Here is a 23751-nt window from a genome sequence, read left to right as displayed (position 1 = left end):
TGAAGACGAGCACCGGCGGCCAAGCAGGAGACTCAAGTCGCAGCGTAGCGCCCCGGCTTGTGATTGATCCACAGAAAAAGCCCCATCACCACCGCGGCCAGCACCGACCAGCCCACGCGCTGTGGCGGAATCACGAACAGCGCCAGCAATACCACCGTGCAGTCGATGCCGATCTGCACCTTGCCGGCAGGCCAGCCGCGCTTTTCCTGCAGATACAGCGTCAGCACCGTCGCGCCGCCCAGGCTCGCGCGGTGGCGGGCGAGAAACAGGCAGCCGGTGCCCAGCAGCAGGCCGCCGAGCACGGCTGCGAAGGCCGGGTGCAGCGATTCGATCGAGATGTAGCGCGGTGCCCAATCGGTCATCACCGAGAGCAGCGCAATGGCCGAGAAGGTCTTGACCGTGAAGGCCCGGCCCATGTGGCGCCATGCGAACCAGTAGAACGGCAGGTTCACCAGGAAGAACAGCTTTCCGAAGCTCACGCCGGTGGCGTAGTGCAAGAGAAATGCGATGCCAGCCGTACCGCCCGTGAGCAAGCCTGCCTGGCCGAACAACATCATGGCGATGGCGACGAACAGCGTGCCCGAAAAAATGGCCTGTGCGTCGTCGAAGCGGGAATGGCGCAGCAGATGATCCGGCGGTGTGGTGGGTTGAGGCGCATCCATGGCGGACTTGACGCAAATCCCGCGCCACCCGGCGACGTCAGACCAGATGGGTCGCCAGCATCTCCCGGGCTCGCGTCACGAATTCCGTCTCGCCTCTGCGGCCGGGCAAAAACTGAAACGCGAGCCGGGGCAGGGCCGGCAGCCCATGCGGCGGCGCCAGCCGCGCCACGCCGTCGCACGTCGCAGACTCGTTCAGGCAGGCGACCCCCAGCCCCGCGGCCAATGCAGACTGCAAGCCTGCCACCCCCGAAGCCACGTGCGCCAACACATACGGCACCCGGCGCCGCCGCAACAGCGCCACGGTGAACTGATGCAGCGAGCAGGTGTCCGGCAACGCCAGCAGGCGAACCGGCTCGCCCCGCGCCAGCCGCATGCCTGCCGCGCCCAGCCACACCAGCGATTCCCGCCGGATCACCGACGAAGCCTTCGCGCCCTGCTCCGAGGCTGAAGAAGAAGCCCCGGCGATATTCATCGCCAGCCCCACGTCGAAATCTCCGCGTGCATAGGCGGCCCGTAGCGCGTCGCTCTTCAGGATGCTCACGTTCAGCCGCACCTGCGGATAGCTTTCGCCGAGGCGCCCCAGCAGCCGCGTGAGATCGCCGGGCCGAAAGTAATCGGTCACCGCAAGCCGAAGCTCGCCCTGCAGCGTCTCGCCATGCAGATCGCGAAACGCTTCGTCGCTGAGCGCGAGGATGCGGCGCGCATAGGCCAGGAGCCGCGTGCCCGCCTCGGTCGGCGCCACGCCGGCCTTGCTGCGTGTGAGCAGGGACTGCCCTGCCCGTTCCTCGAGCTTGCGTATCTGCTCGCTGACCGACGACTGCGAAAGAAACACCCGCGGCGCGGCCGCCGTGAGGCTGCCGGCATCGATCACCGCGGCCAGGGTTCGAAGCTGTTCCAGGTCGAAAGTCTGCATGGCCTATCCATCCGTTTATCCGATACTAAACATCATATATTCCCGCTTTTCCGATGGATATGGCGTCTCCAAAATAGCCCCATCGTTCACTCATTCATGGAGTTCCAGATGCCGCACATCGTTGTCCACCTTTCGGGCCAACCCGATGCCCAGCTCACCCGCAAGACGGTCGACACCGTCGCCGAGCTGACCCAGAGCGTGCTCGGCAAGCAGTTGCCGGTGATCGCCATCACGGTTCAGTACATCGCTGCCGACACGTGGTTCATCGGCGGGCAGTCGCTGGCCTCGCTCGGCAAGTCGGCGTTCCACCTCGACATCAGCGTCACCGACGAAACCAACACCAAGGCGGAAAAGGCGCGCTACCTGCGCGAGGTGCATGCCGCCATGGCGCGACTGCGACCCGATTTGCACGAGGTGTCGTACATCCACGTGATCGATGCCCGCGGCGCGGCCTACGGATATGGCGGCAAGACGCAGGAATACCGCCACCAGCAAGCGGGCGTTTGAAGCCCGCGGCGAGGCGTGGCACCATGGCGCCATGCCCCTCGCAACCCTGCGCGCCGACAGCTTCGGCAACCCGCTCACGCTCGACGATGCCGCCAGCCTGCCGCTCGTCGACGACTTCGTCATGGGCTTTCTGTCGAGCGAGGCGCGCGCGGTCGACCTGCTTGCCCTGGCCGACCGCGACGCGAGCCCCGTGGTGCAGGCCTATTGCGCAACGCTGCACCTCTTCGCGGAATCGCGCGATGCCGCGGCCAACGCACGGCCCTTCCTTGAAAAGGCCCGCGCCGCATTGCAGCGCGCCACGCCGCGCGAACAGCGCTACGTTGCGGCCATCGAAGCCTGGGCCCAGGGCGACATCGCCAAGGCCATCGCGCTGCACGCGGAGCAGGCGCGGGAGCATCCGCGCGACCTCGTGTCGGTGAAGCTGGGGCAGTACCACTGCTTCAATACGGGCGACTGCCCCGGCATGCTCCGGCTCGCGCTCGCTGCGTTGCCGGCGGCGTCCGACGTGCCCTATGTGCACGGCATGGCCGCCTTCGGCTACGAGCAATGCCACCTGATGCGCGACGCCGAGGCCAGCGCCCGCCGCGCCATCGGCATGTGCCGCAAGGAACCATGGGCACACCATGCGCTGGCGCATGTGATGCTTACCGAAGGCCGGCTCTCCGAAGGCTTGGCGTTCATGAAGGGCGTGAGCGACACTTGGACCGGGCTCAATTCGTTCATGGTTACGCACAACTGGTGGCACGTGGCGCTGTTCCTCATCGAGCTCGGCCGCGATGCCGAAGCGCTCGCGGTATACGACCGCGAGGTATGGGGCGTGGTGAAGGACTACTCGCAGGACCAGATCGGCGCCGTCTCGCTGCTCGCGCGCTTCGAACTCGCAGGCATCGACGTCGGCGCGCGATGGGACGACGTCAGCGGCTACCTTGTGCAGCGCACGGCCGACCATGTGCTGCCTTTTCTCGACCTGCAGTACCTGTATGGGCTGGCCCGCGCCGGCCGGCCCGAGGCCGATGCGCTGCTGCACAACATCGAGGCCTATGCGCCACGCGCGCCGCTCTCTGCGCGCGCTGCCTGGGAGCACGTGTGCGTGCCGGCCGCGCACGGCCTCGTTGCGCATGCGCGCGGCGATTTCGCTTCCGCCATCGAAGGGCTGGGCATGGCCTTGCCGCGACTGCTCGAGATTGGCGGCAGCCATGCGCAGCGCGACCTGTTCGAGCAGGTGTACCTGGACGCCCTCGTGCACACCGGCAGCCAGGCCACGCTCACCGGCGCGCAAGGCATCCTGCAGCAGCAGGTCAACGGCCAGCCCGAGTCGCTGCGCCTGCGCCGCCAGGCCGGCGCCGTCTATGAGCGGCTCGGGCTCGAACAATTGGCAACGCGCCTCTGAGGGACCGGGTGGAGTGGAGGCCATGCCTTCCGGTCATGGGGCGTATCGCAAAAGGAATTAACGGTGCGCGGGAGCGACTCCTAAACTGCCCGCTTCACATCGCTCCGGATCGCTCGCCCATGCAGAAATCAGTTGTCGTGCTCGCCGCGCTCGCGGCCCTGGCGGGTCTTTCATCCGCCGCCGATGCCCCCGTCGAACTTGACCTGCTGCTGCGCGGCGGCACCGTCTACACGGGCGATTCCGACGAGCCCATCGTGGGCGACGTCGGCATCCTGGGCGACCGCATCGTCTTCGCGGGCCCGAAGGCGCCGGCGCAATTCAAGGCGCGGCGGACCATCGACGCCACGGGCATGGTCGTGGCGCCGGGCTTCGTCGACGCGCACACCCACGCCGATGCCGACCTGCATTCCACCGATCCGCAGAAGCGCCTGAACATTCCCTTTCTTACCCAGGGCGTCACAACTGCCGTGATCGGCAACGACGGCTTCGGCGGCTTCGACATCGCGGCGCAGACGAAGCGGTTGCGTTCGGCGCCGGTGGGCACCAACGTGGCCATGTACGTGGGCTTCGGCCCGGTGCGCATCAGCCAGCTCGGCGAAGCCAATCGGGCGCCCACGCCCGAGCAGCTCGACGCGATGCGCCAGCACGTGAGCCGCGCCATGTGCGACGGTGCGCTGGGGCTTTCCACAGGCCTTTTCTATCCGCCGCAGAATTTCTCGAAGACCGAGGAGGTCATCGAGCTCGCGAAGGTCGCGGCCCGCCACGGCGGGCTCTACGACAGCCACATCCGCGACGAGTCGATGTACAACATCGGGCTGAAGGGCTCCATCGAGGAAGTGATCCGCATCGGCCACGAAGCCCGCCTGCCGGTGCATGTGGCGCACATCAAGGCGCTGGGCGTGGACGTGCAGGGCCAGAGCGGCGACATCATCCGCCGCATCGAGAAGGAGCGTGCCGCCGGGCTCGACATCACGGCCGACCATTACCCGTGGACGGCATCGAGCACGCGCTTCTCGGCCGCGCTGGTGCCGCCATGGGCCGTCGACGGCGGCCGAGAGGCGATGCTCAAGCGCTTCGACGACACGGCGGTGCAGGAGCGCCTGCGAACCGGCATGCGCGAGAACCTGCGCCTGCGCGGCGGCCCCGAGACGATCCTGTTTTCGGCCGGCAGCACCAAGTATGTCGGCAAGACCCTGGCCGACGTGGCCAAGGCCGCGAATGCCGATCCCGTGGATGCCGCCATCGCCGTGCTGCGCGACGGCGACCTGATGATCGCCTCGTTCAACCAGAGCGACGACGACGTGCGCGCGTTCATGAAGCGACCATGGGTCATGACCTCGTCCGATTCCTCGCTGGGCCATCCACGCGCCTATGGCACCTTCGCGCGCAAGTACGACCAGTACGTGGTGAAGGAACACGCCATCTCGCTCGGGCAATTCATCCGCAGCAGTTCATCGCTGACGGCCGACACGCTGGGGCTGAAGCAGCGCGGACACCTGCGGCCGGGCTATTACGCCGACGTGGTCGTGTTCGACCCCGCGCGCTATGCCGCCAAGGCCACCTACACGCAGCCGACGCTGCTGTCCGAGGGCGTGGTCACGGTGCTGGTGAACGGACGGCTCGCGGTGGACGGCGGCAAGCCCACCGGCGTTGGCGCAGGGCAAGCGCTGCTGCGCACGCCGAAGGCCGGCAGCTGCACCTGAGCGGCTTCGCTTTCGCGGGTCAGCTCTTCACGAGATGCCGCCGCTGGTCGTAGGTCGGCTGCGGCGGCAGGTCGGCAAGATGCCGCGTGTCGGCCCAGTCGACGATCTCGATCGCATCGGGCATCGCGGGATCGGCGATGCGGATGCGGTTGAAGCCCGCATTCGGAATGTCGCTCTGGCGCGGCCCGCTGAGGCTGAGCCCACGGGCGGTGCGCCACACCATGTCGAGCACGCCGCCATGGGTGACCACGATCAAGTGCTGTCCGCGATGCGTGGCGGCCAGGGTTCCGAGCGCGGCGACGATGCGCGCATGGAACTCGCGCGCCGACTCGCCCTCGGGCATGGCGTGATCCTCGCGAAACTCCAGCCATTGCTCCCAGGCGCGGGGATGCAGCGCCTGGATCTCGTCGGCCCGCATGCCTTCGACAATGCCGAAATGCTGCTCGCGCAGACCCGCCGACGTGACCACCGGCAGTGACAGTTGCAGCGCTGCGGGCGCGGCCGTTTGCTGCGCCCGCATGAGGTCGCTGCTGATGATGTGCTGCGCCGTTTCGCTCGCCAGCCGCAGGCCGAGGCGGCGTGCCTGCTCGTGCCCGATGTCGTTGAGCGGCACGTCGGCATGCCCCTGGAAGCGCAGTTCGCGGTTCCAGGCGGTTTCGCCGTGGCGGATCAGGATGAGTTCGGTCGTGGAATCGGGTTTGGGCGTGGGCATGGAACGCCCATTCTCCTCCGCATGCGTGACGCTCACGACCTCGGCAGCAGCATCTGTTGCATGGCCGCCACCTGCAGCGGGGGCGGTAGCGAAAGCATGCCGGTTCGGGGCAAAAAACCCCTCGCCGAGAAGCCTGTGCCGCTGCGCCGGCTCGCCCGATCGCGCAGAATGGGCCCATGCCGAACCTTGTCCTGCTGCCCGGCCTCGCCTGCGACGAGCGCCTGTGGGAAGCGCAGCTTCCCGTCCTCCCGCCTGCGTTCGAAGCCCGTGTGAGTGATGCCCACACACGGCACGACACCATCGAAGCCATGGCCGCGGCCGTGCTGCGCGAGCACCCCGGTCCGCTCGTGCTCTGCGGCGCGTCGATGGGCGGCATGGTCGCGATGGAAGCCGCGCGCCAAGCGCCCGAGCGCATCGCCGGGCTCGCGCTGCTGGGCACCAACGCGCGGCCCGAGGCGCCCGACATGTACGAACTGCGCGAAGGCGCGATCGAATTGTTTGAGCAAGGCGATCTGCGCGAGGTGATCGAACCGAATGTCGTCTTCGCTTTTCATCCCGCGCACGCCGCCGACGAGGCGCTGGTGCAGCGCTACCTTGACATCGTGCTGGACGCCGGCGCACAACAGCTGATCCGGCAGAACCGCGCAGTGATGCGGCGCCCCGATGCGCGCGCCCACCTGCCCTCGCTGCGCGCGCCGGTGCTGCTGGTCTGCGGCGATACCGACCGGCTGGCCCCACCCGACTGCACGCGCGAGATCGCGGCGCTGGTGCCGCATGCGGAAGTGGTGTGGGTGGCGCAATGCGGCCACATGCTGACCATGGAGAAGCCCGCGTTCGTCAACGCGGCGCTGCTCGATTGGCTGGCTCAGTGGAGCTGACCGCCGGTTTCGGCAATATCTTTTTCAACGGCCAGCGCGGTGGCGACCGCGACGCGCAGCGCCTCGACCATGGTGGCCAGCGACATGCTCGGCAACCCCGGAAAACGCGCCGCCTGCTCGGGCAGGTGGGGAATGTGGATGAAGCCCCCGCGCTGCCCCCGCACCGGGTGCGTGGCCATGCGGTGCATCAGGCCGTAGAAGATGTGGTTGCAGACAAAGGTGCCCGCGGTGTTCGACACGGACGCCGGCACACCGGCCGCGCGCAGGTCATGCACGATGGCCTTGATCGGCAGCGTCGAGAAATACGCCGCCGGCGCGCCGGGCACCACGGGAGCGTCGATGGGCTGCCGGCCCGCGTTGTCGGCAATGCGGCCGTCGTCGATGTTGATGGCCACCCGCTCGGGCGTGATCTCGGCGCGGCCGCCGGCCTGGCCGATGCACAGCACCAGTTCGGGCCGCAGCTCCTCCATCGCGCTCGCAAGCGCCTCGATGGCCTGGCCGAAAACGCAGGGCATCTGGCGCGCATGCACAGTAGCGCGACCGCACTTCCAGCCGTCGAGCGCGCGCACGGCCTCCCATGAAGGATTGAGGGCTTCGCCGTCGAACGGATCGAATCCGGTCAGCAGGACCTTGGTTCGCTGCGCCACGGTGGAATGGCGCGCTCAGGCCACCGCGCGAACCGCGATGCCCTCTTGCTGAAGCCGGTCGCGAATGCGGCGCGCAAAAGCCAGCGCGTGCGCTCCGTCGCCATGCAGGCACACGGTCTGCGCATTGACCGGCACGGTGCTGCCGTCGATGGCCGTGACCTTGCGGTCGCGCACCAGCGAGAGCGTCTGGGCGAGCGACTGTTCTTCGTCTTCGATGAGCGCGCCAGGCTGGCTGCGCGGCACCAGGCTCCCGTCGGGCATGTAGCCGCGGTCGGCAAACACCTCTTCGACAGGCGTGAGGCCGGCGCGGCGCGCGGCGTCGATCATGCCGCTGCCCGCGAGGCCGAAGAACTTGAGCGAGGGATCGAAACGGCGTACCGCTTCGCACAGCGCGTCGGCGAGTTCGGGCTCCTTCACCGCCTGGTTGTAGAGCTGGCCGTGCGCCTTCACGTGCGAAAGCTTGCCGCCTTCGGCCTTGACGATCGCAGCCAGCGCGCCGACTTGGTAGAGCACGTTGGCCACGATCTCGTCGGGCGGCAGGTGCATGGTGCTGCGGCCGAAGTTTTCACGGTCGGGAAAGCTCGGATGGGCGCCGATGGCCACGCCGTGTTCGATGGCCCAGCGCACGCATTGCCGCATGGTCTTGGCGTCGCCGGCATGCCAGCCGCACGCGATGTTGGCCGAGCTCACGAGGCCGAGCAGCGCTTCATCGCTGCCGGCGCCTTCGCCGAGATCGGCATTCAGGTCGATTTGCATAAAGCTTTTTCCTTCTTCGAGGCGGGCCTGCGCCTCTACGCGCACAGTCTATGCCGGTCCGGTCCAGCCCGCAGCCGCGAGCCCTTGCGCCACTTGCGCGAGATAGCGCTGCTGCTGGGCCCATGCCTGGAGGGCTGCGGCCATGTCGATCTGCACCAGCCGCAACCGGCCGTCGAGCGGCGCCTGGGCGAGCTTCCACAGGTCGGCGCGAATCACCACGCCGATGCGCGGATAGCCGCCGGTGGTCTGCGCGTCGCCCATGAGGATGATCGGCTGCCCCGAAGGGGGTACCTGGATGGTGCCGGGAATGACACCCGACGAGAGCATGTCGGCACTGCGCCTGCGCTTGAGTTCGGCCCCCGCGAGGCGGCTTCCCATGCGGTTGCTCTGCGCGGTGATGCGCCAGCGCTCGCTCCAGAGCAGCGCCTGCGAGGCCACGGTGAACTGGTCGAACTCGGGACCGGGCAAGACGCGCAAGGCGATGGCCGAATCGCTTTCCTCGGGGCCCCAGTCGGGGCCGCGCACGCCGAAGGGACGCCGGCCCAGTCGGGCCGCATCGAGCGCCGTGGCACCCAGCGCAAGCCGGTCGCCCTTGCGCAGCGCGCGCCCCTGGTGGCCGCCGAAGCCCGCCTTCAGATCGGTGCTGCGCGAGCCGAGCACCGGCGGCACGTCGATGCCGCCCGCCACCGCGAGCCAGCTGCGCAACCCGGCTTTCTTCACGCCGGCTGCATTGGCGCCCGCGAGCTTCAGCGTCTGGCCTGCTGCCACCGGCACGCTCCAACAGGGCCAGAGCGGCGCGCCATCCAGCTGGGCGCCGAAACCCGCTCCCACCAGCGCGATGCGGGTGGCGATTTCGAAGCGGATCTCGCAACCGCCCATGGTGAGCTCGAGGCCGGCCGCCCCGTCGGCGTTGCCGACCAGCCGGTTCGCCAATGCGAGCGCCAGCACGTCGAGCGCGCCGCCGGGGCAGATGCCCAACTGGCGATGCCCGTGCCGCCCCAGGTCTTGCACCGAGGCCAGCATGCCGGGCTTCTGGACCAGCATCATGTGGGCTGGACGCTTTCGACGACGAAGCGCACGCGGTCGCCCGGGCGCAGCAGGGTGGGCGGCTCGGCCGCCGGATCGAAGAGTTCGAGCGGGGTGCGGCCGATCAACTGCCAGCCGCCCGGCGACACCAGTGGATAGATGCCGGTCTGCTCGCCGCCGATGCCGACCGAGCGCGCGGGCACCGCGGTGCGCGGCTCCGACCGGCGCGGCGTGGCCAGCTCGGGCGGCAGTCCGCCCATGAAAGCAAAGCCGGGCAGAAACCCGAGCAGGTAGACCACGTAGTCGGCCGCGCTATGGCGCCGCACCACTTCTGCCTGGGTAAGGCCGGTGTGAGCCGCGACGTCGGCAAGATCGGGACCATGCTCGCCACCGTACGCCACCGGAATCTCCACCATCCGGCCTTCGATGGCGGTGGCCGACAGCCGCGGCCAGGCCTCGGTCACGCGCGCCATCAGCGCGTCGATGTCGATTGCGGTCGGATCGAAAGTCAGCGTGAGATTGTTCATGCCGGGCAACACCTCGCCCACGCCGGCCCACTGCTGCACCTGCGCGCCCAGCGCCCAGATCTGCTGCTGCTGCGCAAGCGTGGCGGGCGGCGGCAGCTCGCACAGCAACGCCGCGTCGCCCAGCGGATGCAGGCGAGGCAACGGAAATCGGCTACTCACGGCCGAGGCTGCGCACCTTCGCCGCCAGATGTGTCTCCACATCGGGCGAAACGAACTTGTGAACCTCGCCGCCGAGCATGGCGATTTCGCGCACGAAGGTGCTCGAGATGAACTGGTACTTGTCGCTGGGTGTCAGGAACACGGTCTCCACGTCGGGCATCAGCGAGCGGTTCATGCCCGCGAGCTGAAACTCGTAGTCGAAATCGGTCACGGCCCGCAGGCCGCGCACCATCGCCTTGCCACCGCGCACCACCACGAAATCGCGCAGCAAGCCCGAAAAGCTCTCGACCGTGACCTGGTCGCTGTATGGCTTCACGGCCTCGCGCGCCATTTCCATGCGCTCCTGCAGGGTGAACAGCGCCTTCTTGTGGTGGCCCGCCGCAACCGCGACGATGACCTTCGAGAAAAGCTGGGTTGCACGCCGCACCACGTCCTCGTGGCCGAGGGTGATGGGATCGAAAGTGCCGGGATAAACCGCGATCACGTTGCTGGCCATGGTTGCTTCTTCCTCATGCAGCCGGTGCGGCTTGTCCGGCGGATTATGCAGTCCCGTTTGCAGCCTGCCGCAGCAGGTGCGCATGTACCGCCCCCGCCTTTAAGTAACGAAAACCAACAAGGCCGGCGGCGGCAAGCTCTTCGTCGTTCCAGCGGCGCGGTGCTTCCAGGTAGACGGCGCCCCCGGCCTTCACGGCCCGTGCCGCGGCCCGCAGAGCAGGTTCGTAGAGGGCGACATTGTCGAAAGGCGGGTCGAGAAACACGGCATCCAGGCTGCCGGCCGCCGTGCGTTCAAGCGCGGTGAGCCCGTTACCCCGCTCGATGCGAACGGCTTCGGCCGAGAGCTTGATCTTGGCGGCCTGGAGCTGTGCCACCAGCGCGGCATCCTGCTCGCACAGCAGCACGCTCGCGGCGCCGCGCGACGCCGCCTCCAGCCCGAGCGCCCCCGTCCCGGCGAAGGCATCGACGCATTGCCAGCCCGGCAGTTCGCCGCCACCTGCGCCCGCCATGCTCGCGAGCCAGTTGAACAGCGTTTCCCGCACGCGATCGGGCGTCGGGCGCAGACCTGGCTTGTCGGCCACCGGAAGGCGGCTGCGCTTCCATTGGCCTCCGATGATGCGCACCTCGCGCGGCAGCGTTTTCGAACGCGCTGGCGACGGCGATGGCGTCGAGGTGGAGCGCTGGGTGGCAACGGCTTTCTTCTGGGGCATGGGGCGAGCTTAACGCCGCCGCACGGGCCCCTATGCGCCCAGGAAAGCGCGCCGTGCCAGCAGCGCGGCCAGCACCAGCATCGTGCCGCCGATCAGCGCATCGAGCATCTGCCAGGCACGCGGACGCGCGAACACCGGCGCCAGCCATCGCGCCCCGAAGCCCAGCGCCGAGAACCACAGCGCGCTTGCCAATGCCGAGCCCGCGACGAACCAGGCCTTGAGCGAGCCGCCGTACTGGGCGCCGGTGCCGCCCACGAGCAGCACGGTGTCCAGGTAGACATGCGGGTTCAGCAAGGTGAAGCCCGCCGCCTGAGCCAGCACGGCCGCGCGCGAGAGCGATGCGCCATGGGCTGTTGCCCGCAATGCGCCGGGCTGGTGCGAACGCCATAGCGCGCGCAGGCCGTAAGCGCCCAGGAACAGCGCGCCAAGCCCTGCGAGTGCGCTGGCGAATGCCGGCTTCCCCTTCAGCGCCTGCGCCATTCCGGCCACGCCTGCCGCGATCAGGACCGCATCGCTGGCGGCGCAGAACAGCACCACCGCGCTCACATGCTCGCGCCGCAAGCCCTGGCGCAGCACGTAGGCGTTCTGCGCGCCGATGGCGACGATGAGCACCAGGCTCATGAAGAGTCCATTGGCGAATGCGGTGGTGACTTGTTCGTAGGCCATGGCGCCAGCTTGCCGCCGCGGCGCGATTAATTCAAACTAAACCTCCTAAGCCATCTTCAGTTTTTCTAATTCCAACGAACCATGCTCGACTACGCCGCCCTGAACGCATTGGCCGCCGTGGTGCGCGAAGGCAGCTTCGAGCGCGCGGCCCGCGCGCTGAACGTCACGCCATCGGCCGTCTCGCAACGCGTGAAGCTGCTCGAAGAGCGCACCGGCGGCGCGCTGCTGGTGCGCGGCCAGCCCTGCGTGGCCACCGAAGCCGGGCAGCAGCTCTGCCGCCACATCGAGCGGGTAGGCATGCTGGAGCACGAGTTGCGCGACGCCCTGCCCGCGCTCGGCATGGGCGGCAGGAGCGGCAACGCGGGCGAGCGCGTCACGGTGCGGGTGGCAGTGAACGCCGACAGCCTCGCCACCTGGTTCATGGCGGCCGCCGCGGCCTTTGCACGGCAGGAAGAATCCGCCCTGCTCGACCTGACCGTGGACGACCAGGACCACACCGCCGAGCGCCTGCGAAGCGGCGCGGTGCTGGCCGCCGTCACCGCGCTGGCGCAGCCGGTGGCCGGCTGCAACAGCGAAGCACTGGGGACCATGCCCTATGTGGCGGCCGCAAGCCCGGAATTCGTTGGCCGCTACTTCGACAAGGGCGTGGGTGCGCGAACCCTGGCCCACGCGCCCAGCCTGGTGTTCGACCGCAAGGACCGGCTGCAGGCACGCTGGGTGCGGCGCATCTGCCATCGCAGCATCGAGACGCCGCGGCACTGGCTGCCCTCGGCACACGGCTTCGTCGAAGCGGCGCGCGCGGGCATGGGCTGGGGCATGCTGCCCGTCAGCCTGGCGGCCGACGCGCTGCGCACGGGCGCGCTAGTGGAACTGGTGCCTGGCTCGGGGCTGCAGGTGCCGCTCTACTGGCAGCAGGCGCGCGCGGCGCCGCGGCTGCTCGAACGGCTCAAGGCGGCGGTGCGCGCAGCCGCCGCAAGCGGGGCGCACGCGCTGCGCTGAACACGCCGCTTGCTGTTTATTGCTTGCCGCCCACCACCACCGTCACCATGCGCTCGGGCTGCAGCTTGCGCGCAAAGGCGGCGCGGACTTCGGCCGCCGTGACCGCGTTCATGCGCGCGGTCCAGGTGTCGAGATAGTCCAGCGGCAGGTCGTGCCACGCGATATTGGCCACGTTGCCGATGAGCTTGCGGTTGCTGTCCAGCAAGAGCGGAAAGCCGCCGATCAGGTTGTCTTTCGCGGCCTTGAGTTCGGCGGCGGTCGGACCTTCGGCCACGAACTTCGCGACCACGTCGCGGGAGACCTTCACGGCTTCCTCGGCCTGGTCGGGGCGGGTCTGGAAGCCGACGCGGAACGCACCGGCGTCCAGGCCCGGCGCAAAGCCGCTGTACACGCTGTAGGCCAGGCCGCGCTTCTCGCGCACTTCATTGGTCAACCGCGAGACGAAACCGCCGCCGCCCAGCACGTAGTTGCCGAGCGTGAGCGCGAAGTGGTCCGGGTCCTTGCGCGGGTAGCCCGGCTGGCCGATGAAGACATGGGCCTGGGCCGAGGCGAACGGAATGCGCTCGTCCTTCGGGGCCGTGAGTGCGGTGACCGGTGCGATGGCGGGCAGCGGCGTGCAGGCCTGCGGCCCGGGCAGCCGTGAGAGCAGCGCGGTGGCCATGGCTTCCGCCTCGGCACGGGTCACGGCGCCCACGATGCTGAGCTTGGCGCGGCACGGCACGATGAGCTGCTGGTAGCGCTGCCGCATGGCCGCGGTGTCGATCCGCGCGAGCGTGGCTTCGGTGACTTCCTGTCCGTAGGGATGGGCGCCGTAGACGCCCTGCGCGAAGGCGCGGCCCGCGATGGTCGCCGGCTTGGTGTTGGCTTCCTTGATCGAGGCATTGATGCGCTCGCGCTCGCGCTGCCAGATGTCGTCGGGAAAGGCCGGCTCGCCGATCTCGCGCGAAGCCAGCGCCACGACCTTGGCCCGCAGCGCGGGGTCGGACAGCGTGCGCAGCGAGTAGCTCGCGCGATCGGTTCCGGCACTGGCGTTGAACTCGGCGCCCAGATCGGCCCAGGCTTCGCCCAGCGCGTTCTCGTCGAGTGCCGGCTCGCCGTTCTTGCCGGCGCGCACGCCCTTCTCGACCATGGTCGCGGTCGCGCTGGCAAGGCCCGCTTGCGCCGCCGGATCGCGCCGGCTGCCGGCGTCGAAATCGATCTGCACGTCGACGATGGGCAACGCCTGGGTCGACACCAGGTAGATCTTGGCGCCGCTGGCAAGCGTCCAATGCTCGATGGGGAGCGCGGCTTGCGCGGCGTTGGAACCCGCGACGGCGGCGACGGCAGCGAACAGCGCGGAACGCAGGATTTTTTTCATTGGGGTCATTGGAATCCGGCGCCCTTCAGCGCAGTTCGCCCTGGGGCGCTGCAAAACCTCGGCCGCGGGGCTTGGACTCGAGCGGCAGGGGACGCAGGGTGGCCACGGTGAGCTGGTCGTCTCCAAAATACCTGGCGGCCACGGCCTGCACCTGGGCCGGCGTCACGGCCTGCAGCTTCGCGATGATCCGCGCGCTGGTGTCCAGCGGCAGCCCCTGCACCCAATTGCTGCCGAGTTCGCGGGCCTGCGCCATCACCGAATCGCGCTTGTAGGTTTCGCTCGCCACCCATTGCGTCTTGACGCGCGCGAGCTCGGCTTCGCCCACGCCTTCCTTGGCAACGCGCGCCACCTGGGCCCGCAACGCGGCCTCGACCGCTTCAGCGCTCTTGCCGTTCGCCGGCACGCCCACGAGCGTGAACAGCTGCGGCCCACGGCCGGCCAGGCCCGAATAGGCGCTGACGGAATCGGCCACGCGGTCAGGCCCCTGGGTCAGCGCGCGGTCGAGCCGCGCGCCGGTGTAGCCGTCGAGCACGGCCGAGAGCACTTCGAGCGCCCACACGTCGCTGTCGGCGGCGTCGATGCTCTCCAGCTGCGGAATGCGGAACGCGAGCGACACGTAGGCCTGCTCGGCGGGCGCCTTGAACTCGATGCGGCGGATACCGCGCTGCGCGGGCTCGGTGCGCGGCTTGCGCGCGGGCACGGCGCGCGCGGGAATGCCGCCGTAGTACTTCTCGGCCAGCGCGCGCACCCTGGCCACGTCGACATCGCCGACCACCACCACGGCGGCATTGGCGGGCACGTACCAGCGACGGAAGAAGGCGCGGGCGTCGTCCGGCGTCATGGCGTCCAGATCGCTCATCCAGCCGACCACGGGGCGGTGGTAGGGCGAGGCCGTGAAGACGGCCGCATTCTGCTGTTCGCCAAGCAATGCGCGCGGCTGGTCTTCGGTGCGCAGGCGGCGTTCTTCCTTGACCACCTCGATCTCGCGCTTGAACTCGTCGTCGGACCACTGGTTGTTGGCGAAGCGGTCCGATTCGAGCTTCATGACCTGCTCGAGGCTGGCGACCGGAATCTGCTGGTAGTAGCCGGTGTAGTCGCGCGTGGTGAAGGCATTTTCCTGGCCGCCCAGGGCCGCCACGCGGCGCGAGAACTCGCCGGGCTTGATGTCCTTGGTGCCCTTGAACATCATGTGCTCGAGCACGTGCGCCACGCCCGAGGTGCCATCGACCTCGTCGACCGAGCCCACGCGAACCCACAACATCTGCACCGCCGTGGGGGCGCGCCTGTCGGGCAGCACCAGCAGCGTCATGCCGTTGGCGAGGGTGAACTGCTGGGGAGCGGGTGCCGTGGCGGCGGGGGATGAAGCGGCGGGAGCCGGTGTGGGCTGGGCCTGCGCAGGCATGGTCCACGGCGCCGAAAGCGCCATCGCCAGCACCGCACCGAACGCAGCACGGCGTGGCGAGGGGTGTTTCATAGAATGGGTCGGATTGTAAAAAGCTCCCGATGTTCAGTTTCTTCAAGAAAAAACCGCCTGCCGAATCACCGGCCGCGCCGGCACCCTCCCCGGTCGCCGAGCCTGCACCGGCCCCCGAGCCCGCGCCTGCGCGCTCGGTGTTCTCGCCATCGAGCTGGTTCGGCTCGAAACCTGCGGTAGAGGAAGCGGCGCCTCCGCCCGCAGTGCCGGCCCCACCGCCCCCAGTGGCGCCTCCGCCGCCCCCCGTAGCCGCTCCCGCTGCGCCCACTCTCGCCCCCGTGCCGGCGCCAACGCCGACACCTGCCCCCCCCGGGCCGGACGCGCCCCTCCCCGCCCTCGTCACCGATACGGCCATGGCGGCCGAGCGCAAGGGCTGGTTCGACAAGCTCAAGACGGGCCTGCGAAAGACCGGCACCGGCATCCAGGCGGTGTTCGTCAACGCCCAGATCGACGACGCACTGTACGAGGAGCTCGAATCGGCCCTGCTGATGGCCGACACCGGCGTCAAGGCCACCGAGTTTCTGCTCGACGACCTGCGCGGCCGCGTCAAGCGACAGATGGCGACCGACGCGGCGCAAGTGAAGCGGCTGCTGGCCGACGCCATCACCGACCTGCTCAAGCCCCTCGAGAAGCCGCTGGTGATCGGCCAGTTCACGCCGACAGTGATCATGGTGGCCGGGGTGAACGGCGCGGGCAAGACCACCTCCATCGGCAAGCTCACCAAGCACCTGGCCAACGAGGGCGCCTCGGTGCTGCTGGCGGCGGCCGACACCTTCCGGGCGGCGGCGCGCGAACAGCTGCTGGTCTGGGCCGACCGCAACACGGTCGAGATCGTGAGCCAGGAGGGCGGCGACCCCTCCGCCGTGAGCTTCGACGCGGTGACGGCCGGCAAGGCGCGCGGCAAGGACGTGGTGCTGGTCGACACCGCGGGCCGCCTGCCCACGCAGCTGCACCTGATGGACGAGCTCAAGAAGATCAAGCGCGTCGTCACCAAGGCCGACGCCACGGCCCCGCACGAGGTGCTGCTGGTGATCGACGGCAACACCGGGCAGAACGCCCTGGCGCAAGTCAGGGCCTTCGACGAGACGCTGGGCCTCACCGGCCTGGTGGTGACCAAGCTCGACGGCACGGCCAAGGGCGGCGTGCTCTGCGCCATTGCGCGCGAGCGGCCGATTCCGGTCTATTTCATCGGCGTGGGCGAAAGGCTCGAAGACCTCGAGACCTTCAACGCACGCGAGTTCGCGCAGGCTTTGCTGGGCTGAGGCGCCGGCGGCAGAGCCCGCTGCCGCTCAAAAACCGAAGAGCGAGCGGGTATCGCAGAGAAAACCGGTGCAGTTGGCAGGCCGGACGTAGAACGTCCGGATCTGGCCGCCCGGCAGCATGTAGTCGCCCACCAGGGCATGGCCCTTGGCGCCCTCGGCATTCGCCTGCACGATGTAGTCCGCGCTGTTGCCCGCGGGCTGCAGGTTCTGGTAGCTGAACGTGGCCGATTGCGACAGGTCTTTCTCGTAGAGCAACCTCGTGCCGTCCGAGAAGACGTAGCCGGTCTTGAACCGGAAGCCCCGGGCGCCCTGGGCCTCGAACTGGGCCAGCAAATCGGCGTCGCTGCCGGGCTGGCCCAGCGCTTCATAGCCGTAGGTCGCACTGCCCTGGGTGTCCTTCTGATAGACCAGCACCGTGGTCCCGCCGACCAGGTAGGCGCCGCCGACACTGTAGTAGCCGTTGCCGCCCTGGGCGTTGGTCTGCGACAGGTAGCCGGTGCTGTCGGCAGGTGCCACCAGCACGGCATAGGTGAAGGTCGATGCGGAGCCGTTGTCCTTGCGATAGAGCGTGCGGCTCTGGCCGCCGACCACGTACGGCCCGCCCCACTTGAAGCCCCTGGCACCCTGGGCGTTGAGCTGCGCCTCGAGGTCAGCCACGGAACTGGCCACGGGCAGCAGCTCGAAGGAATAGGTGGTCTCGGCGTCCTTCACATAGGCTTCGACGACCTCCACGCTGGTGGGGCCGGTGGTGAAGGCAAGGCCGCTGAAGAAGCGGAACGCCCTGGCGCCCTGCGCATTGAGCCGGTCGAGAAACGCCGGGGCGTCTGCGGCGGGCGGCAAGGCCTCGTACATGAAGGTACGCGTAGCCGGGGCCGGGGCCGGGGCCGGGGCCGGGGCCGGGGCTGGCGCTGGGGCCGGAGCGGGCGATGGTGCAGGGGCGGGCGCGGGAGCGGGTGCTGGCGCAGGCGCCGGTACCACCGGCAAGCCAGCGAAGCCACCGCCGCCGCCGCCACCTCCTCCACCGCAGGCGGCCAAAGTCGCGGCGAGCGCCGATATCCAAAGTTTTGCTTGCATGAAATCTCTCCCTGAGACGTTGAGTGTGTGAGACCGCGCAACGGTAAAGGCCGGCCGATAGGCACACCAGTGCCAAAAGTCATGAGGCGCCGGCAGGCGCGAGTTCGCTCAGGGTTCGAAACAGCTTGCCGGCGTCGACCGGCTTGAACAGCACGGCGACGCCGGACGCGCGGACGCGCTGCAGGCGTTCAGGCGCGGTTTCGCCGGTGACCAGCAACAACGGCATGCGGGTGCCGAAGCGCTGGCGAAGGCGCAGACCGGCGTCGAGCCCGTCGTTGCCCTCGGCCAGGCGGTAGTCGCACATCAGCAGATCGAAGGGCTGCGCCTGGCCCTCCGCCCGCGCAAGGGCTTTCTCTGCCTCCGCTTCGTCGGCCACGGCCTGCACTTCGATGGACCAGGAGCGCAGCAGTTCGCTCATGGCTTCGCGGATTTCCGCCTCGTCGTCAACCAGCAGCACGCGCCCGGGCAGTGTCTGTGCCCCTGCGGCGGGCTGCCGATGCGCCTCGGCGCCTTGCAGGACAGCGCCCGCCAGCGGCGTGGCGGCGGGCAGCACCACGCGGAAATGGGTGCCCCGTCCCGGCCGCGAATGCACCTGCAACGGATGGTCCAGCAGGCGCGACAGACGCTGCACGATCGACAGGCCGATACCCAGGCCCTGCGACCGGTCCCGGCCGGGGTTGCCGACCTGGTAGAACTCTTCGAAGATGCGGCCGATCTGCTCGGGCGCGATGCCGACACCGGTGTCGCGCACCTCGATCCACACCGCATCGCCGCGCGCACGAGCCCTCACGGTCACGCCGCCGCTCACCGTGTACTTGAGCGCGTTGTCGATCAGGTTGGAAAGCAGGCGGTGCAGCAGTTGCGGATCGCTGCGCACCCACAATCCGCTCGCGCGCACGCGCAGTTGCAGCTGCTTTTGCTCGGCCTGCGGCGAGAACATGTGGTTGAGCGGCAAGAACAAGGCGTCGAGCTGCACCGCCCCAAGCTCGGGCGTGACCACGCCCGCGTCGAGCCGCGAGACGTCGAGCATGGTGTCGAGCGACGTGCCCAGCGCGTTCACCGCGCGCATCAGGCGCTCCGCGTTGACTCCTTCCGGACGTCCGCGCAGTTCGTTTTCGAGCGCGGCGCCGAACAGCGCGATGGCGTGCAGCGGCTGCCGCAGGTCATGGCTGGCGCTGGCAAGGAAACGGGTTTTTTCTTCGCTGGCACGCTCGGTGGCGGCGATCTGCTCCGCCAGCCGCACGGCCAAGGCTTCCTTTTCGAAGCGCAGGATCAGCGAATCTGCCAGCAGCCGGTGCTCCTGCACGCCGACGCGCAGCATGAGAACGAGATAGATCGTCGCAAAGGCCGCGAGAAAGAGATGGATGGCGTCGCCCTGCCACGCCAGGGCGACGATCAGTCCGCCCATCATCGGCAGCGTGTGGCCGAACAGCGCCGTCTTCAGGGGCCGCAGCGATTGCACGGCCCGGGCGCAGTTGCCCATCATCACCACCATCAGCGCGGCAGTCACCGGCAGGTTGCCGGCAGGCACGAAGATCCATGGCGCGAGCGCATCGGCAAACCCGAGCAGGGTCACGATGCGGGTGATCTTGCGGGCCCACCAGGCACTTTCCGCCGCAGGCACCGACGGGCTCCAGCGCGGCGTGAAATACATGCCCAGATACAGCGCCAAGTGCAGCACGACGAATGGCAGCACCATGGGGTCGCCCAGTTGCAGGTACATGAACCCGCCGAGCACCAGGACAAAAACGACACGGGCCAGGAACGTCGCGTTGTAGTTGAAGTACACCGAAGCAACGTGCTCGCGGAGCACCCGCTGGCTCAGCGGCGTGTCGGCCATGTGCGGCGGGCTCAGCGCAGGCTGCTGATCAACTGCGCGCGCGAGCGCACACCGAACAGCAGCAGGATGGTCGAGACATGGTTCTTCACCGTACCCTCGCTCAGGCCCGCGAGCTGAGCAATTTCCTTGTTGGCCTTGCCCTCGAGCACCCACTGCAGCACCCGCATCTGGCGCGGCGTGAGTTCCTGCCAAGCGCTGGCGTGGGCAAATTCAGCGTAGCCACCGAGTGCTTTCGGCGGCGTGGCGGGAGGGGCCTTTTCAGACGCGTCCTGGTCGAGCAGTCCGCAGGCCCGGATAAATCCCACCACCTCCTTCAGGTCGGCCGACTTGGGAAGAAAAGCGCTCGCGCCCAGCGCCACCGCCCCTTGTGCCAGCGATGTGTTGCCGGTGCCTGAAAGCACCACGATCCGGGCGGACGGGTAACGCAGGCGAAATTCCGCCAGTCCGCCCAAGCCGTGCGTATCGGGCAGCGCCAGATCCAGCAGCACCAAACCTATGGACGCCCGATGCTTTTCATAGAGCGCCAGCGCATCGGCCACACTGCCCGCCTCGAAGACCTCGATGCTCGCGCCCGAAGAAGCGGTCTGCGCCTGCACCAACGCGCGCACGCCAAGCCGCAGCAGATCGTGGTCGTCCACCACCAGGATCGCGGTCGGCGGGCTGGGCAGGCTGGTTTCCAGGATCGAAGGCGGCGGGTTGGATGAAGATTCGAGCGAGGCCACGCGATCGATCTTAGCGATGCCCCGCGCGCGCAACAGTGCCCTAAGTCATGCCGCGACCCTGAGGTCCGGAAGCATTTGCTACTATTTTTATAGCACTTGCCAGCGACTCCCGGAGGGGGCACCATGCGGTTACTCGCCGCAACGAACGGTGCCCTGGAGACAAACATGCTGCACACCGCCGATGCCCCGGTAGCAACGGGCGACCGCAAGGTCGACCGGCTGCTGGCCCACTATGGCGAAAGCCACCGCCATCCGACCAACGAGCTGATCCACTTCGTGGCGATCCCGGCCATCATGCTGAGCATCGTCGGCCTGCTGTTTGCGCTGCATCCCTGGGTGGCTTACGGTTTCGTGGCGGCCAGCCTGGTGTACTACGCCACCCTGCGCTCCCCCGTATTCCTGGCCACCATGCTCGCCGGGACGGCACTGGTGTTGGCAGTGGTTCATGCCATGGGAGATCTTGTACTGCCGGTTTCCGCCGCCATCTTTGTAGTGGCATGGATCTTCCAGTTCGTCGGCCACAAGATCGAGGGCAGGAAACCTTCTTTCTTTGAAGACATCCAATATCTCTGGGTGGGGCCCCTGTTTGTACTTTCGAGGCTGTTTTCGCGCCTGGGTATACGCTGGTAGGGCTCGGGTCGGACGATGCCGCCGGCCGGACTGCCCGTCCGGCTGACAGCTTTGCCTATCGGTGCGATAGAAACTTAGGGGGAACCCTTGGTTTAGCACTCCCTCTAATCGAGTGCTAATATGCCCAATACAAAGGAGTTTCCCCTGATGACCATGCTGTCTGGAGCCTCTGCCAACCAGCTCGCCGTCGCCAATCCCTGGTCGATGGTGCCGCCGCTGGGCAACCTGGATGCTTATATTTCGGCCGCCAACCGCCTCCCGATGCTCACGCTCGAGGAAGAGCAGGGCTTCGCACGCCGTTTGCGCGACCACAACGATCTCGAAGCGGCCGGTGCGCTGATCCTCTCGCACCTGCGCCTCGTGGTTTCCATTTCCCGCCAGTACCTGGGCTACGGGCTGCCGCACGGCGACCTGATCCAGGAGGGCAATGTCGGCCTCATGAAGGCCGTGAAGCGTTTCGACCCCGATCAGGGCGTGCGGCTCGTGAGCTACGCCATGCACTGGATCAAGGCCGAGATCCACGAGTACATCCTGAAGAACTGGCGCATGGTCAAGGTCGCGACGACCAAGGCCCAGCGCAAGCTGTTCTTCAACCTGCGCTCGATGAAGCAGGGCTTCAAGGCCGATTCGGCCGCGGCCGACAACGGCACGCACCGCGAGACGCTGAGCCCCGAAGAGGTGTCGCAAATGGCGACCCGGCTCAACGTCAAGCCCGAAGAAGTGCTGGAGATGGAAACCCGCCTGTCGGGCGGCGATGTGCTGCTCGATCCGGGCCCGTCGGACGACGGCGATGAAGCCTTCGGTCCGATCGCCTATCTGGCCGACGCCACGCAGGAACCGACCGCCCTGCTCGAGTCGCAGCAGCGCGACCGGCTTTCGAGCGACGGCATCGCCACCGCGCTCGAAGCGCTGGACGACCGCAGCCGCCGCATCGTGGAAGAGCGCTGGCTCAAGGTCAACGACGACGGCTCGGGCGGCATGACGCTGCACGACCTGGCCGCGGTGTACGGCGTGAGCGCCGAGCGCATTCGCCAGATCGAGGTCGCGGCCATGAAGAAGATGAAGAAGGCGCTGGCCGATTACGCCTGAGCCCCGCCGCTCTTCACCCCCAGAAAAGCCCGGCCGTGCCGGGCTTTTTCATGCCTGCTTCGAAAGCGTTCGAAGGGCCCGTTTGGCGATGTACCGCGTGGCTGGGGTGTCGGATTCATCGAGCCAGCGCGTGCAGAGCCGGTCGACCCACTCCGGCTGGGTCTTGCTCGCGTCATTGAGCCAGTTCGCCACCGAGTTCTGCACGTAGCGGTTGCCGTCGGCCCGCAAGGCCTCGATCAGCGGCAAGGCGCGCCAGGGTTCGGCCTTGAGCGCATCGATCTGCGTGCACCACACGCCGCGCGGACGCGTGAGTTCGCTGGCAAAGCGGCGGATGTTCGGGTCGGCATCGGCCGTCCACGGCTGCAGCAGCGCCAGCGCCTCGTCGAGCGAAGCGACGACCGCATCGCGCACCGCCATCCAGGCGATTTCGCGCACGCCGAAGTGCGGATCGGCGGCAAAGCGCCGCACCGCCCCCAGCTGCGCCGCCAGCGGCAGGCCCGAGAGCGTGACCCACTGCGCGGCCCAGCAGCGCGCGACGTCGCTCGCGTGCGTGGCCAGCCGATGGGCAACGGCATCGCGCTCGGCATGCTGCGCCGCCAGGTCGTAAAGTGCCCGCGCAACGTGGCCGTGCCGCTGCATCGGCTTGAACGCACCCAGCATGGCAAGCGTGTCGGCAAGACGCTCGCTGGCCGGATCGAGGCCGATGTGGCCCGCCACGCTGCGCGCGAGCTGCGGCAGTTCGAGCGCCAGGAATTCGTTGAGGTTGACGGTCTCGAGCAAGCCGTCGTTGAGCGCGCGCAGCACCTCGGGCGGAATGAGCGCGATGCGGAAGGCGCCTTTGCGCGCCTTCAGGTGATCGACGGAAGCCAGGGCGACGGCGGTGTCCATGGGCGAGCGGGGCTGCGACCACCCCCAGTCAGGACTTGAGCAGCGCCTTCACGTCCGACACCATGGGCGGCACCCCGGCGCCATAGCGGGCGTAGAGCCGCAGCCGGCCCTGGGCGTCGTACACGAAGCTCGCGGCCGAATGGTCCATCGAGTAGCTGGTGGGGGTCTTGCCCTCGACCTTCTTGAAATAGACCTTGAAGTCCTTGGCGGTCGCGGCCAGCTGGTCGGCCGTGGGAATCAGCGCGACGAAGCTCGGATCGAACGCGCCCATGTAGGCCTTGAGCACTTCGGGCGTGTCGCGCGCCGGATCGACCGTCACGAACAGCACCTGCAGCTTGTCGCCGTCGCTGCCGAGCTGCTGCTTGACCTGCGCCATTTCGGTCATGGTGGTCGGGCACACGTCGGGGCATTGGGCGTAGCCGAAGAACAGCACCACCACCTTTCCCTTGAAGTCGGCGAGGGTGCGGACCTTGCCGTCGGCGTCCTTCAGCGAGAAGTCCTTGGCGTAGTCGGCGCCCGTGATGTCGACCGCATTGAAGCTGGGCCTGGGCTCGCTGCAGGCCGCAAGCCCGAGGCCCACGGTTGCGGCCATGCCCGCCCATCCTGCACCGCCGGCAATCAATTTGAGGACATTTCGCTTGTTCATGGACGCGGGCATTCGATCA

The 23751-nt window shown here is 68.2% G+C and carries 25 protein-coding genes; 8 read left to right on the top strand and 17 right to left on the bottom strand.

The features are described 5' to 3' along the window. Window positions 1-32: 32 nt before the first annotated feature. Both ACAM55_RS04080 and ACAM55_RS04075 read right to left on the bottom strand, forming a co-directional pair. Window positions 33-662 (bottom strand): YitT family protein, encoded by a 630-nt coding sequence (locus ACAM55_RS04080; protein WP_369654790.1) that lies wholly within the window; start codon window positions 660-662, stop codon window positions 33-35. Between the two features lie 37 nt (window positions 663-699). Continuing rightward, window positions 700-1575 (bottom strand): LysR family transcriptional regulator, encoded by an 876-nt coding sequence (locus tag ACAM55_RS04075; RefSeq protein WP_369654789.1) that lies wholly within the window; start codon window positions 1573-1575, stop codon window positions 700-702. 108 nt (window positions 1576-1683) lie between these two features. Between ACAM55_RS04075 and ACAM55_RS04070 the strand changes: the two genes are divergently transcribed. The 3 genes from ACAM55_RS04070 (at window position 1684) to ACAM55_RS04060 (ending at window position 5175) form a co-directional block, all read left to right on the top strand. Further along, window positions 1684-2082: a 4-oxalocrotonate tautomerase family protein gene (locus ACAM55_RS04070; RefSeq protein ID WP_369654788.1), complete on the top strand. Its 399-nt coding sequence runs from the start codon at window positions 1684-1686 to the stop codon at window positions 2080-2082. 31 nt (window positions 2083-2113) lie between these two features. Then, the gene (locus tag ACAM55_RS04065) at window positions 2114-3472 is read left to right on the top strand and encodes a tetratricopeptide repeat protein (RefSeq protein ID WP_369654787.1); all 1359 of its coding nucleotides are present in this window, start codon (window positions 2114-2116) and stop codon (window positions 3470-3472) included. Between the two features lie 119 nt (window positions 3473-3591). Then, window positions 3592-5175 carry an amidohydrolase family protein gene (locus ACAM55_RS04060; RefSeq protein ID WP_369654786.1) on the top strand — a complete coding sequence of 528 codons (1584 nt, stop codon included), beginning with the start codon at window positions 3592-3594 and terminating at the stop codon, window positions 5173-5175. A 19-nt stretch (window positions 5176-5194) separates the two neighbouring features. Here the strand turns inward: ACAM55_RS04060 and ACAM55_RS04055 are convergent, their stop codons facing one another. Next, entirely contained in the window at window positions 5195-5887 is a 693-nt protein-coding gene (locus ACAM55_RS04055; RefSeq protein ID WP_369654785.1) for a histidine phosphatase family protein, read from the bottom strand. A 176-nt stretch (window positions 5888-6063) separates the two neighbouring features. On the opposite strand from ACAM55_RS04055, the gene ACAM55_RS04050 reads away from it, so the two are divergent. Next, the gene (locus tag ACAM55_RS04050) at window positions 6064-6765 is read left to right on the top strand and encodes an alpha/beta fold hydrolase (protein ID WP_369654784.1); all 702 of its coding nucleotides are present in this window, start codon (window positions 6064-6066) and stop codon (window positions 6763-6765) included. Here ACAM55_RS04050 and pcp read toward each other — a convergent pair. The 7 genes from pcp to ACAM55_RS04015 are packed head-to-tail and all read right to left on the bottom strand — an operon-like array spanning window position 6753 to window position 11751. Further along, window positions 6753-7412, bottom strand: coding sequence for a pyroglutamyl-peptidase I (pcp, locus tag ACAM55_RS04045; RefSeq protein ID WP_369654783.1), 660 nt, complete (start codon window positions 7410-7412; stop codon window positions 6753-6755). The genes ACAM55_RS04050 and pcp overlap by 13 nt on opposite strands. A gap of 15 nt (window positions 7413-7427) precedes the next feature. Next, window positions 7428-8168 carry a 5-oxoprolinase subunit PxpA gene (gene pxpA, locus ACAM55_RS04040; RefSeq protein WP_369654782.1) on the bottom strand — a complete coding sequence of 247 codons (741 nt, stop codon included), beginning with the start codon at window positions 8166-8168 and terminating at the stop codon, window positions 7428-7430. A 48-nt stretch (window positions 8169-8216) separates the two neighbouring features. Then, on the bottom strand, window positions 8217-9215 hold the full coding sequence (locus tag ACAM55_RS04035) for a biotin-dependent carboxyltransferase family protein (RefSeq protein WP_369654781.1): 999 nt from the start codon (window positions 9213-9215) through the stop codon (window positions 8217-8219). Beyond that, on the bottom strand, window positions 9212-9862 hold the full coding sequence (gene pxpB, locus ACAM55_RS04030; protein WP_369656332.1) for a 5-oxoprolinase subunit PxpB: 651 nt from the start codon (window positions 9860-9862) through the stop codon (window positions 9212-9214). The genes ACAM55_RS04035 and pxpB overlap by 4 nt, the downstream gene beginning before the upstream one ends. Before the next feature lie 10 nt (window positions 9863-9872). Beyond that, the gene (gene coaD / locus ACAM55_RS04025) at window positions 9873-10376 is read right to left on the bottom strand and encodes a pantetheine-phosphate adenylyltransferase (protein ID WP_369654780.1); all 504 of its coding nucleotides are present in this window, start codon (window positions 10374-10376) and stop codon (window positions 9873-9875) included. Window positions 10377-10419: 43 nt separating this feature from the next. Beyond that, window positions 10420-11085, bottom strand: coding sequence for an RsmD family RNA methyltransferase (locus tag ACAM55_RS04020; protein WP_369654779.1), 666 nt, complete (start codon window positions 11083-11085; stop codon window positions 10420-10422). A 30-nt stretch (window positions 11086-11115) separates the two neighbouring features. Further along, on the bottom strand, window positions 11116-11751 hold the full coding sequence (locus ACAM55_RS04015; protein WP_369654778.1) for a LysE/ArgO family amino acid transporter: 636 nt from the start codon (window positions 11749-11751) through the stop codon (window positions 11116-11118). An 81-nt stretch (window positions 11752-11832) separates the two neighbouring features. On the opposite strand from ACAM55_RS04015, the gene ACAM55_RS04010 reads away from it, so the two are divergent. Then, the gene (locus ACAM55_RS04010) at window positions 11833-12750 is read left to right on the top strand and encodes a LysR family transcriptional regulator ArgP (protein WP_369654777.1); all 918 of its coding nucleotides are present in this window, start codon (window positions 11833-11835) and stop codon (window positions 12748-12750) included. A 16-nt stretch (window positions 12751-12766) separates the two neighbouring features. On the opposite strand, the gene ACAM55_RS04005 is transcribed toward ACAM55_RS04010, so the two are convergent. Continuing rightward, window positions 12767-14116 carry a M16 family metallopeptidase gene (locus ACAM55_RS04005; RefSeq protein WP_369654776.1) on the bottom strand — a complete coding sequence of 450 codons (1350 nt, stop codon included), beginning with the start codon at window positions 14114-14116 and terminating at the stop codon, window positions 12767-12769. A gap of 16 nt (window positions 14117-14132) precedes the next feature. Then, the gene (locus ACAM55_RS04000) at window positions 14133-15533 is read right to left on the bottom strand and encodes a M16 family metallopeptidase (protein WP_369656331.1); all 1401 of its coding nucleotides are present in this window, start codon (window positions 15531-15533) and stop codon (window positions 14133-14135) included. A gap of 77 nt (window positions 15534-15610) precedes the next feature. Here ACAM55_RS04000 and ftsY point away from each other — a divergent pair, with 77 nt between their 5' ends. Further along, entirely contained in the window at window positions 15611-16843 is a 1233-nt protein-coding gene (gene ftsY, locus ACAM55_RS03995) for a signal recognition particle-docking protein FtsY (RefSeq protein ID WP_369654775.1), read from the top strand. A gap of 27 nt (window positions 16844-16870) precedes the next feature. Here ftsY and ACAM55_RS03990 read toward each other — a convergent pair whose 3' ends face one another. The 3 genes from ACAM55_RS03990 to ACAM55_RS03980 all read right to left on the bottom strand — a co-directional run bounded on the left by ACAM55_RS03990 (window position 16871) and on the right by ACAM55_RS03980 (window position 20479). Beyond that, complete coding sequence (locus ACAM55_RS03990; protein WP_369654774.1) at window positions 16871-17695, bottom strand: hypothetical protein; 825 nt, start codon at window positions 17693-17695, stop codon at window positions 16871-16873. Between the two features lie 301 nt (window positions 17696-17996). Then, window positions 17997-19757: a hybrid sensor histidine kinase/response regulator gene (locus ACAM55_RS03985; protein WP_369654773.1), complete on the bottom strand. Its 1761-nt coding sequence runs from the start codon at window positions 19755-19757 to the stop codon at window positions 17997-17999. 11 nt (window positions 19758-19768) lie between these two features. Then, window positions 19769-20479, bottom strand: a complete 711-nt coding sequence (locus tag ACAM55_RS03980; protein ID WP_369654772.1) for a LuxR C-terminal-related transcriptional regulator — start codon at window positions 20477-20479, stop codon at window positions 19769-19771. Between the two features lie 165 nt (window positions 20480-20644). Here ACAM55_RS03980 and ACAM55_RS03975 point away from each other — a divergent pair, with 165 nt between their 5' ends. Both ACAM55_RS03975 and rpoH read left to right on the top strand, forming a co-directional pair. Then, window positions 20645-21109: a DUF962 domain-containing protein gene (locus tag ACAM55_RS03975; RefSeq protein ID WP_369654771.1), complete on the top strand. Its 465-nt coding sequence runs from the start codon at window positions 20645-20647 to the stop codon at window positions 21107-21109. A 147-nt stretch (window positions 21110-21256) separates the two neighbouring features. After that, window positions 21257-22198, top strand: a complete 942-nt coding sequence (gene rpoH / locus ACAM55_RS03970; protein WP_055802668.1) for an RNA polymerase sigma factor RpoH — start codon at window positions 21257-21259, stop codon at window positions 22196-22198. Window positions 22199-22246: 48 nt separating this feature from the next. On the opposite strand, the gene ACAM55_RS03965 is transcribed toward rpoH, so the two are convergent. Both ACAM55_RS03965 and ACAM55_RS03960 read right to left on the bottom strand, forming a co-directional pair. Then, entirely contained in the window at window positions 22247-23086 is an 840-nt protein-coding gene (locus ACAM55_RS03965) for a DNA alkylation repair protein (RefSeq protein WP_369654770.1), read from the bottom strand. Between the two features lie 28 nt (window positions 23087-23114). Next, window positions 23115-23744: an SCO family protein gene (locus ACAM55_RS03960; protein WP_369654769.1), complete on the bottom strand. Its 630-nt coding sequence runs from the start codon at window positions 23742-23744 to the stop codon at window positions 23115-23117. Window positions 23745-23751: the final 7 nt, after the last annotated feature.

Source organism: Variovorax sp. V213, from assembly GCF_041154455.1.
Lineage (GTDB): Bacteria > Pseudomonadota > Gammaproteobacteria > Burkholderiales > Burkholderiaceae_C > Variovorax.
Note: the sequence above shows the minus strand (reverse complement) of the source record. Positions and strands in the feature narration are given on the sequence as shown.

What these genes read in the sequence shown, in the direction of transcription:
- ACAM55_RS04035 (WP_369654781.1), bottom strand. Translation starts at nt 9,215, where the DNA reads ATGATGCTGGTCCAGAAGCCCGGCATGCTGGCCTCGGTGCAAGACCTG.
- ftsY (WP_369654775.1), top strand. Translation starts at nt 15,611, where the DNA reads ATGTTCAGTTTCTTCAAGAAAAAACCGCCTGCCGAATCACCGGCCGCG.
- ACAM55_RS04020 (WP_369654779.1), bottom strand. Translation starts at nt 11,085, where the DNA reads ATGCCCCAGAAGAAAGCCGTTGCCACCCAGCGCTCCACCTCGACGCCA.
- rpoH (WP_055802668.1), top strand. Translation starts at nt 21,257, where the DNA reads ATGACCATGCTGTCTGGAGCCTCTGCCAACCAGCTCGCCGTCGCCAAT.
- ACAM55_RS04005 (WP_369654776.1), bottom strand. Translation starts at nt 14,116, where the DNA reads ATGACCCCAATGAAAAAAATCCTGCGTTCCGCGCTGTTCGCTGCCGTC.
- coaD (WP_369654780.1), bottom strand. Translation starts at nt 10,376, where the DNA reads ATGGCCAGCAACGTGATCGCGGTTTATCCCGGCACTTTCGATCCCATC.
- ACAM55_RS03965 (WP_369654770.1), bottom strand. Translation starts at nt 23,086, where the DNA reads ATGGACACCGCCGTCGCCCTGGCTTCCGTCGATCACCTGAAGGCGCGC.
- ACAM55_RS04010 (WP_369654777.1), top strand. Translation starts at nt 11,833, where the DNA reads ATGCTCGACTACGCCGCCCTGAACGCATTGGCCGCCGTGGTGCGCGAA.
- ACAM55_RS03985 (WP_369654773.1), bottom strand. Translation starts at nt 19,757, where the DNA reads ATGGCCGACACGCCGCTGAGCCAGCGGGTGCTCCGCGAGCACGTTGCT.
- ACAM55_RS04015 (WP_369654778.1), bottom strand. Translation starts at nt 11,751, where the DNA reads ATGGCCTACGAACAAGTCACCACCGCATTCGCCAATGGACTCTTCATG.
- ACAM55_RS03975 (WP_369654771.1), top strand. Translation starts at nt 20,645, where the DNA reads ATGCTGCACACCGCCGATGCCCCGGTAGCAACGGGCGACCGCAAGGTC.
- pxpA (WP_369654782.1), bottom strand. Translation starts at nt 8,168, where the DNA reads ATGCAAATCGACCTGAATGCCGATCTCGGCGAAGGCGCCGGCAGCGAT.
- ACAM55_RS03990 (WP_369654774.1), bottom strand. Translation starts at nt 17,695, where the DNA reads ATGTACGAGGCCTTGCCGCCCGCCGCAGACGCCCCGGCGTTTCTCGAC.
- ACAM55_RS04050 (WP_369654784.1), top strand. Translation starts at nt 6,064, where the DNA reads ATGCCGAACCTTGTCCTGCTGCCCGGCCTCGCCTGCGACGAGCGCCTG.
- ACAM55_RS04080 (WP_369654790.1), bottom strand. Translation starts at nt 662, where the DNA reads ATGGATGCGCCTCAACCCACCACACCGCCGGATCATCTGCTGCGCCAT.
- ACAM55_RS04055 (WP_369654785.1), bottom strand. Translation starts at nt 5,887, where the DNA reads ATGCCCACGCCCAAACCCGATTCCACGACCGAACTCATCCTGATCCGC.
- ACAM55_RS04070 (WP_369654788.1), top strand. Translation starts at nt 1,684, where the DNA reads ATGCCGCACATCGTTGTCCACCTTTCGGGCCAACCCGATGCCCAGCTC.
- ACAM55_RS04075 (WP_369654789.1), bottom strand. Translation starts at nt 1,575, where the DNA reads ATGCAGACTTTCGACCTGGAACAGCTTCGAACCCTGGCCGCGGTGATC.
- ACAM55_RS03960 (WP_369654769.1), bottom strand. Translation starts at nt 23,744, where the DNA reads ATGCCCGCGTCCATGAACAAGCGAAATGTCCTCAAATTGATTGCCGGC.
- ACAM55_RS04060 (WP_369654786.1), top strand. Translation starts at nt 3,592, where the DNA reads ATGCAGAAATCAGTTGTCGTGCTCGCCGCGCTCGCGGCCCTGGCGGGT.
- ACAM55_RS04065 (WP_369654787.1), top strand. Translation starts at nt 2,114, where the DNA reads ATGCCCCTCGCAACCCTGCGCGCCGACAGCTTCGGCAACCCGCTCACG.
- ACAM55_RS04000 (WP_369656331.1), bottom strand. Translation starts at nt 15,533, where the DNA reads ATGGCGCTTTCGGCGCCGTGGACCATGCCTGCGCAGGCCCAGCCCACA.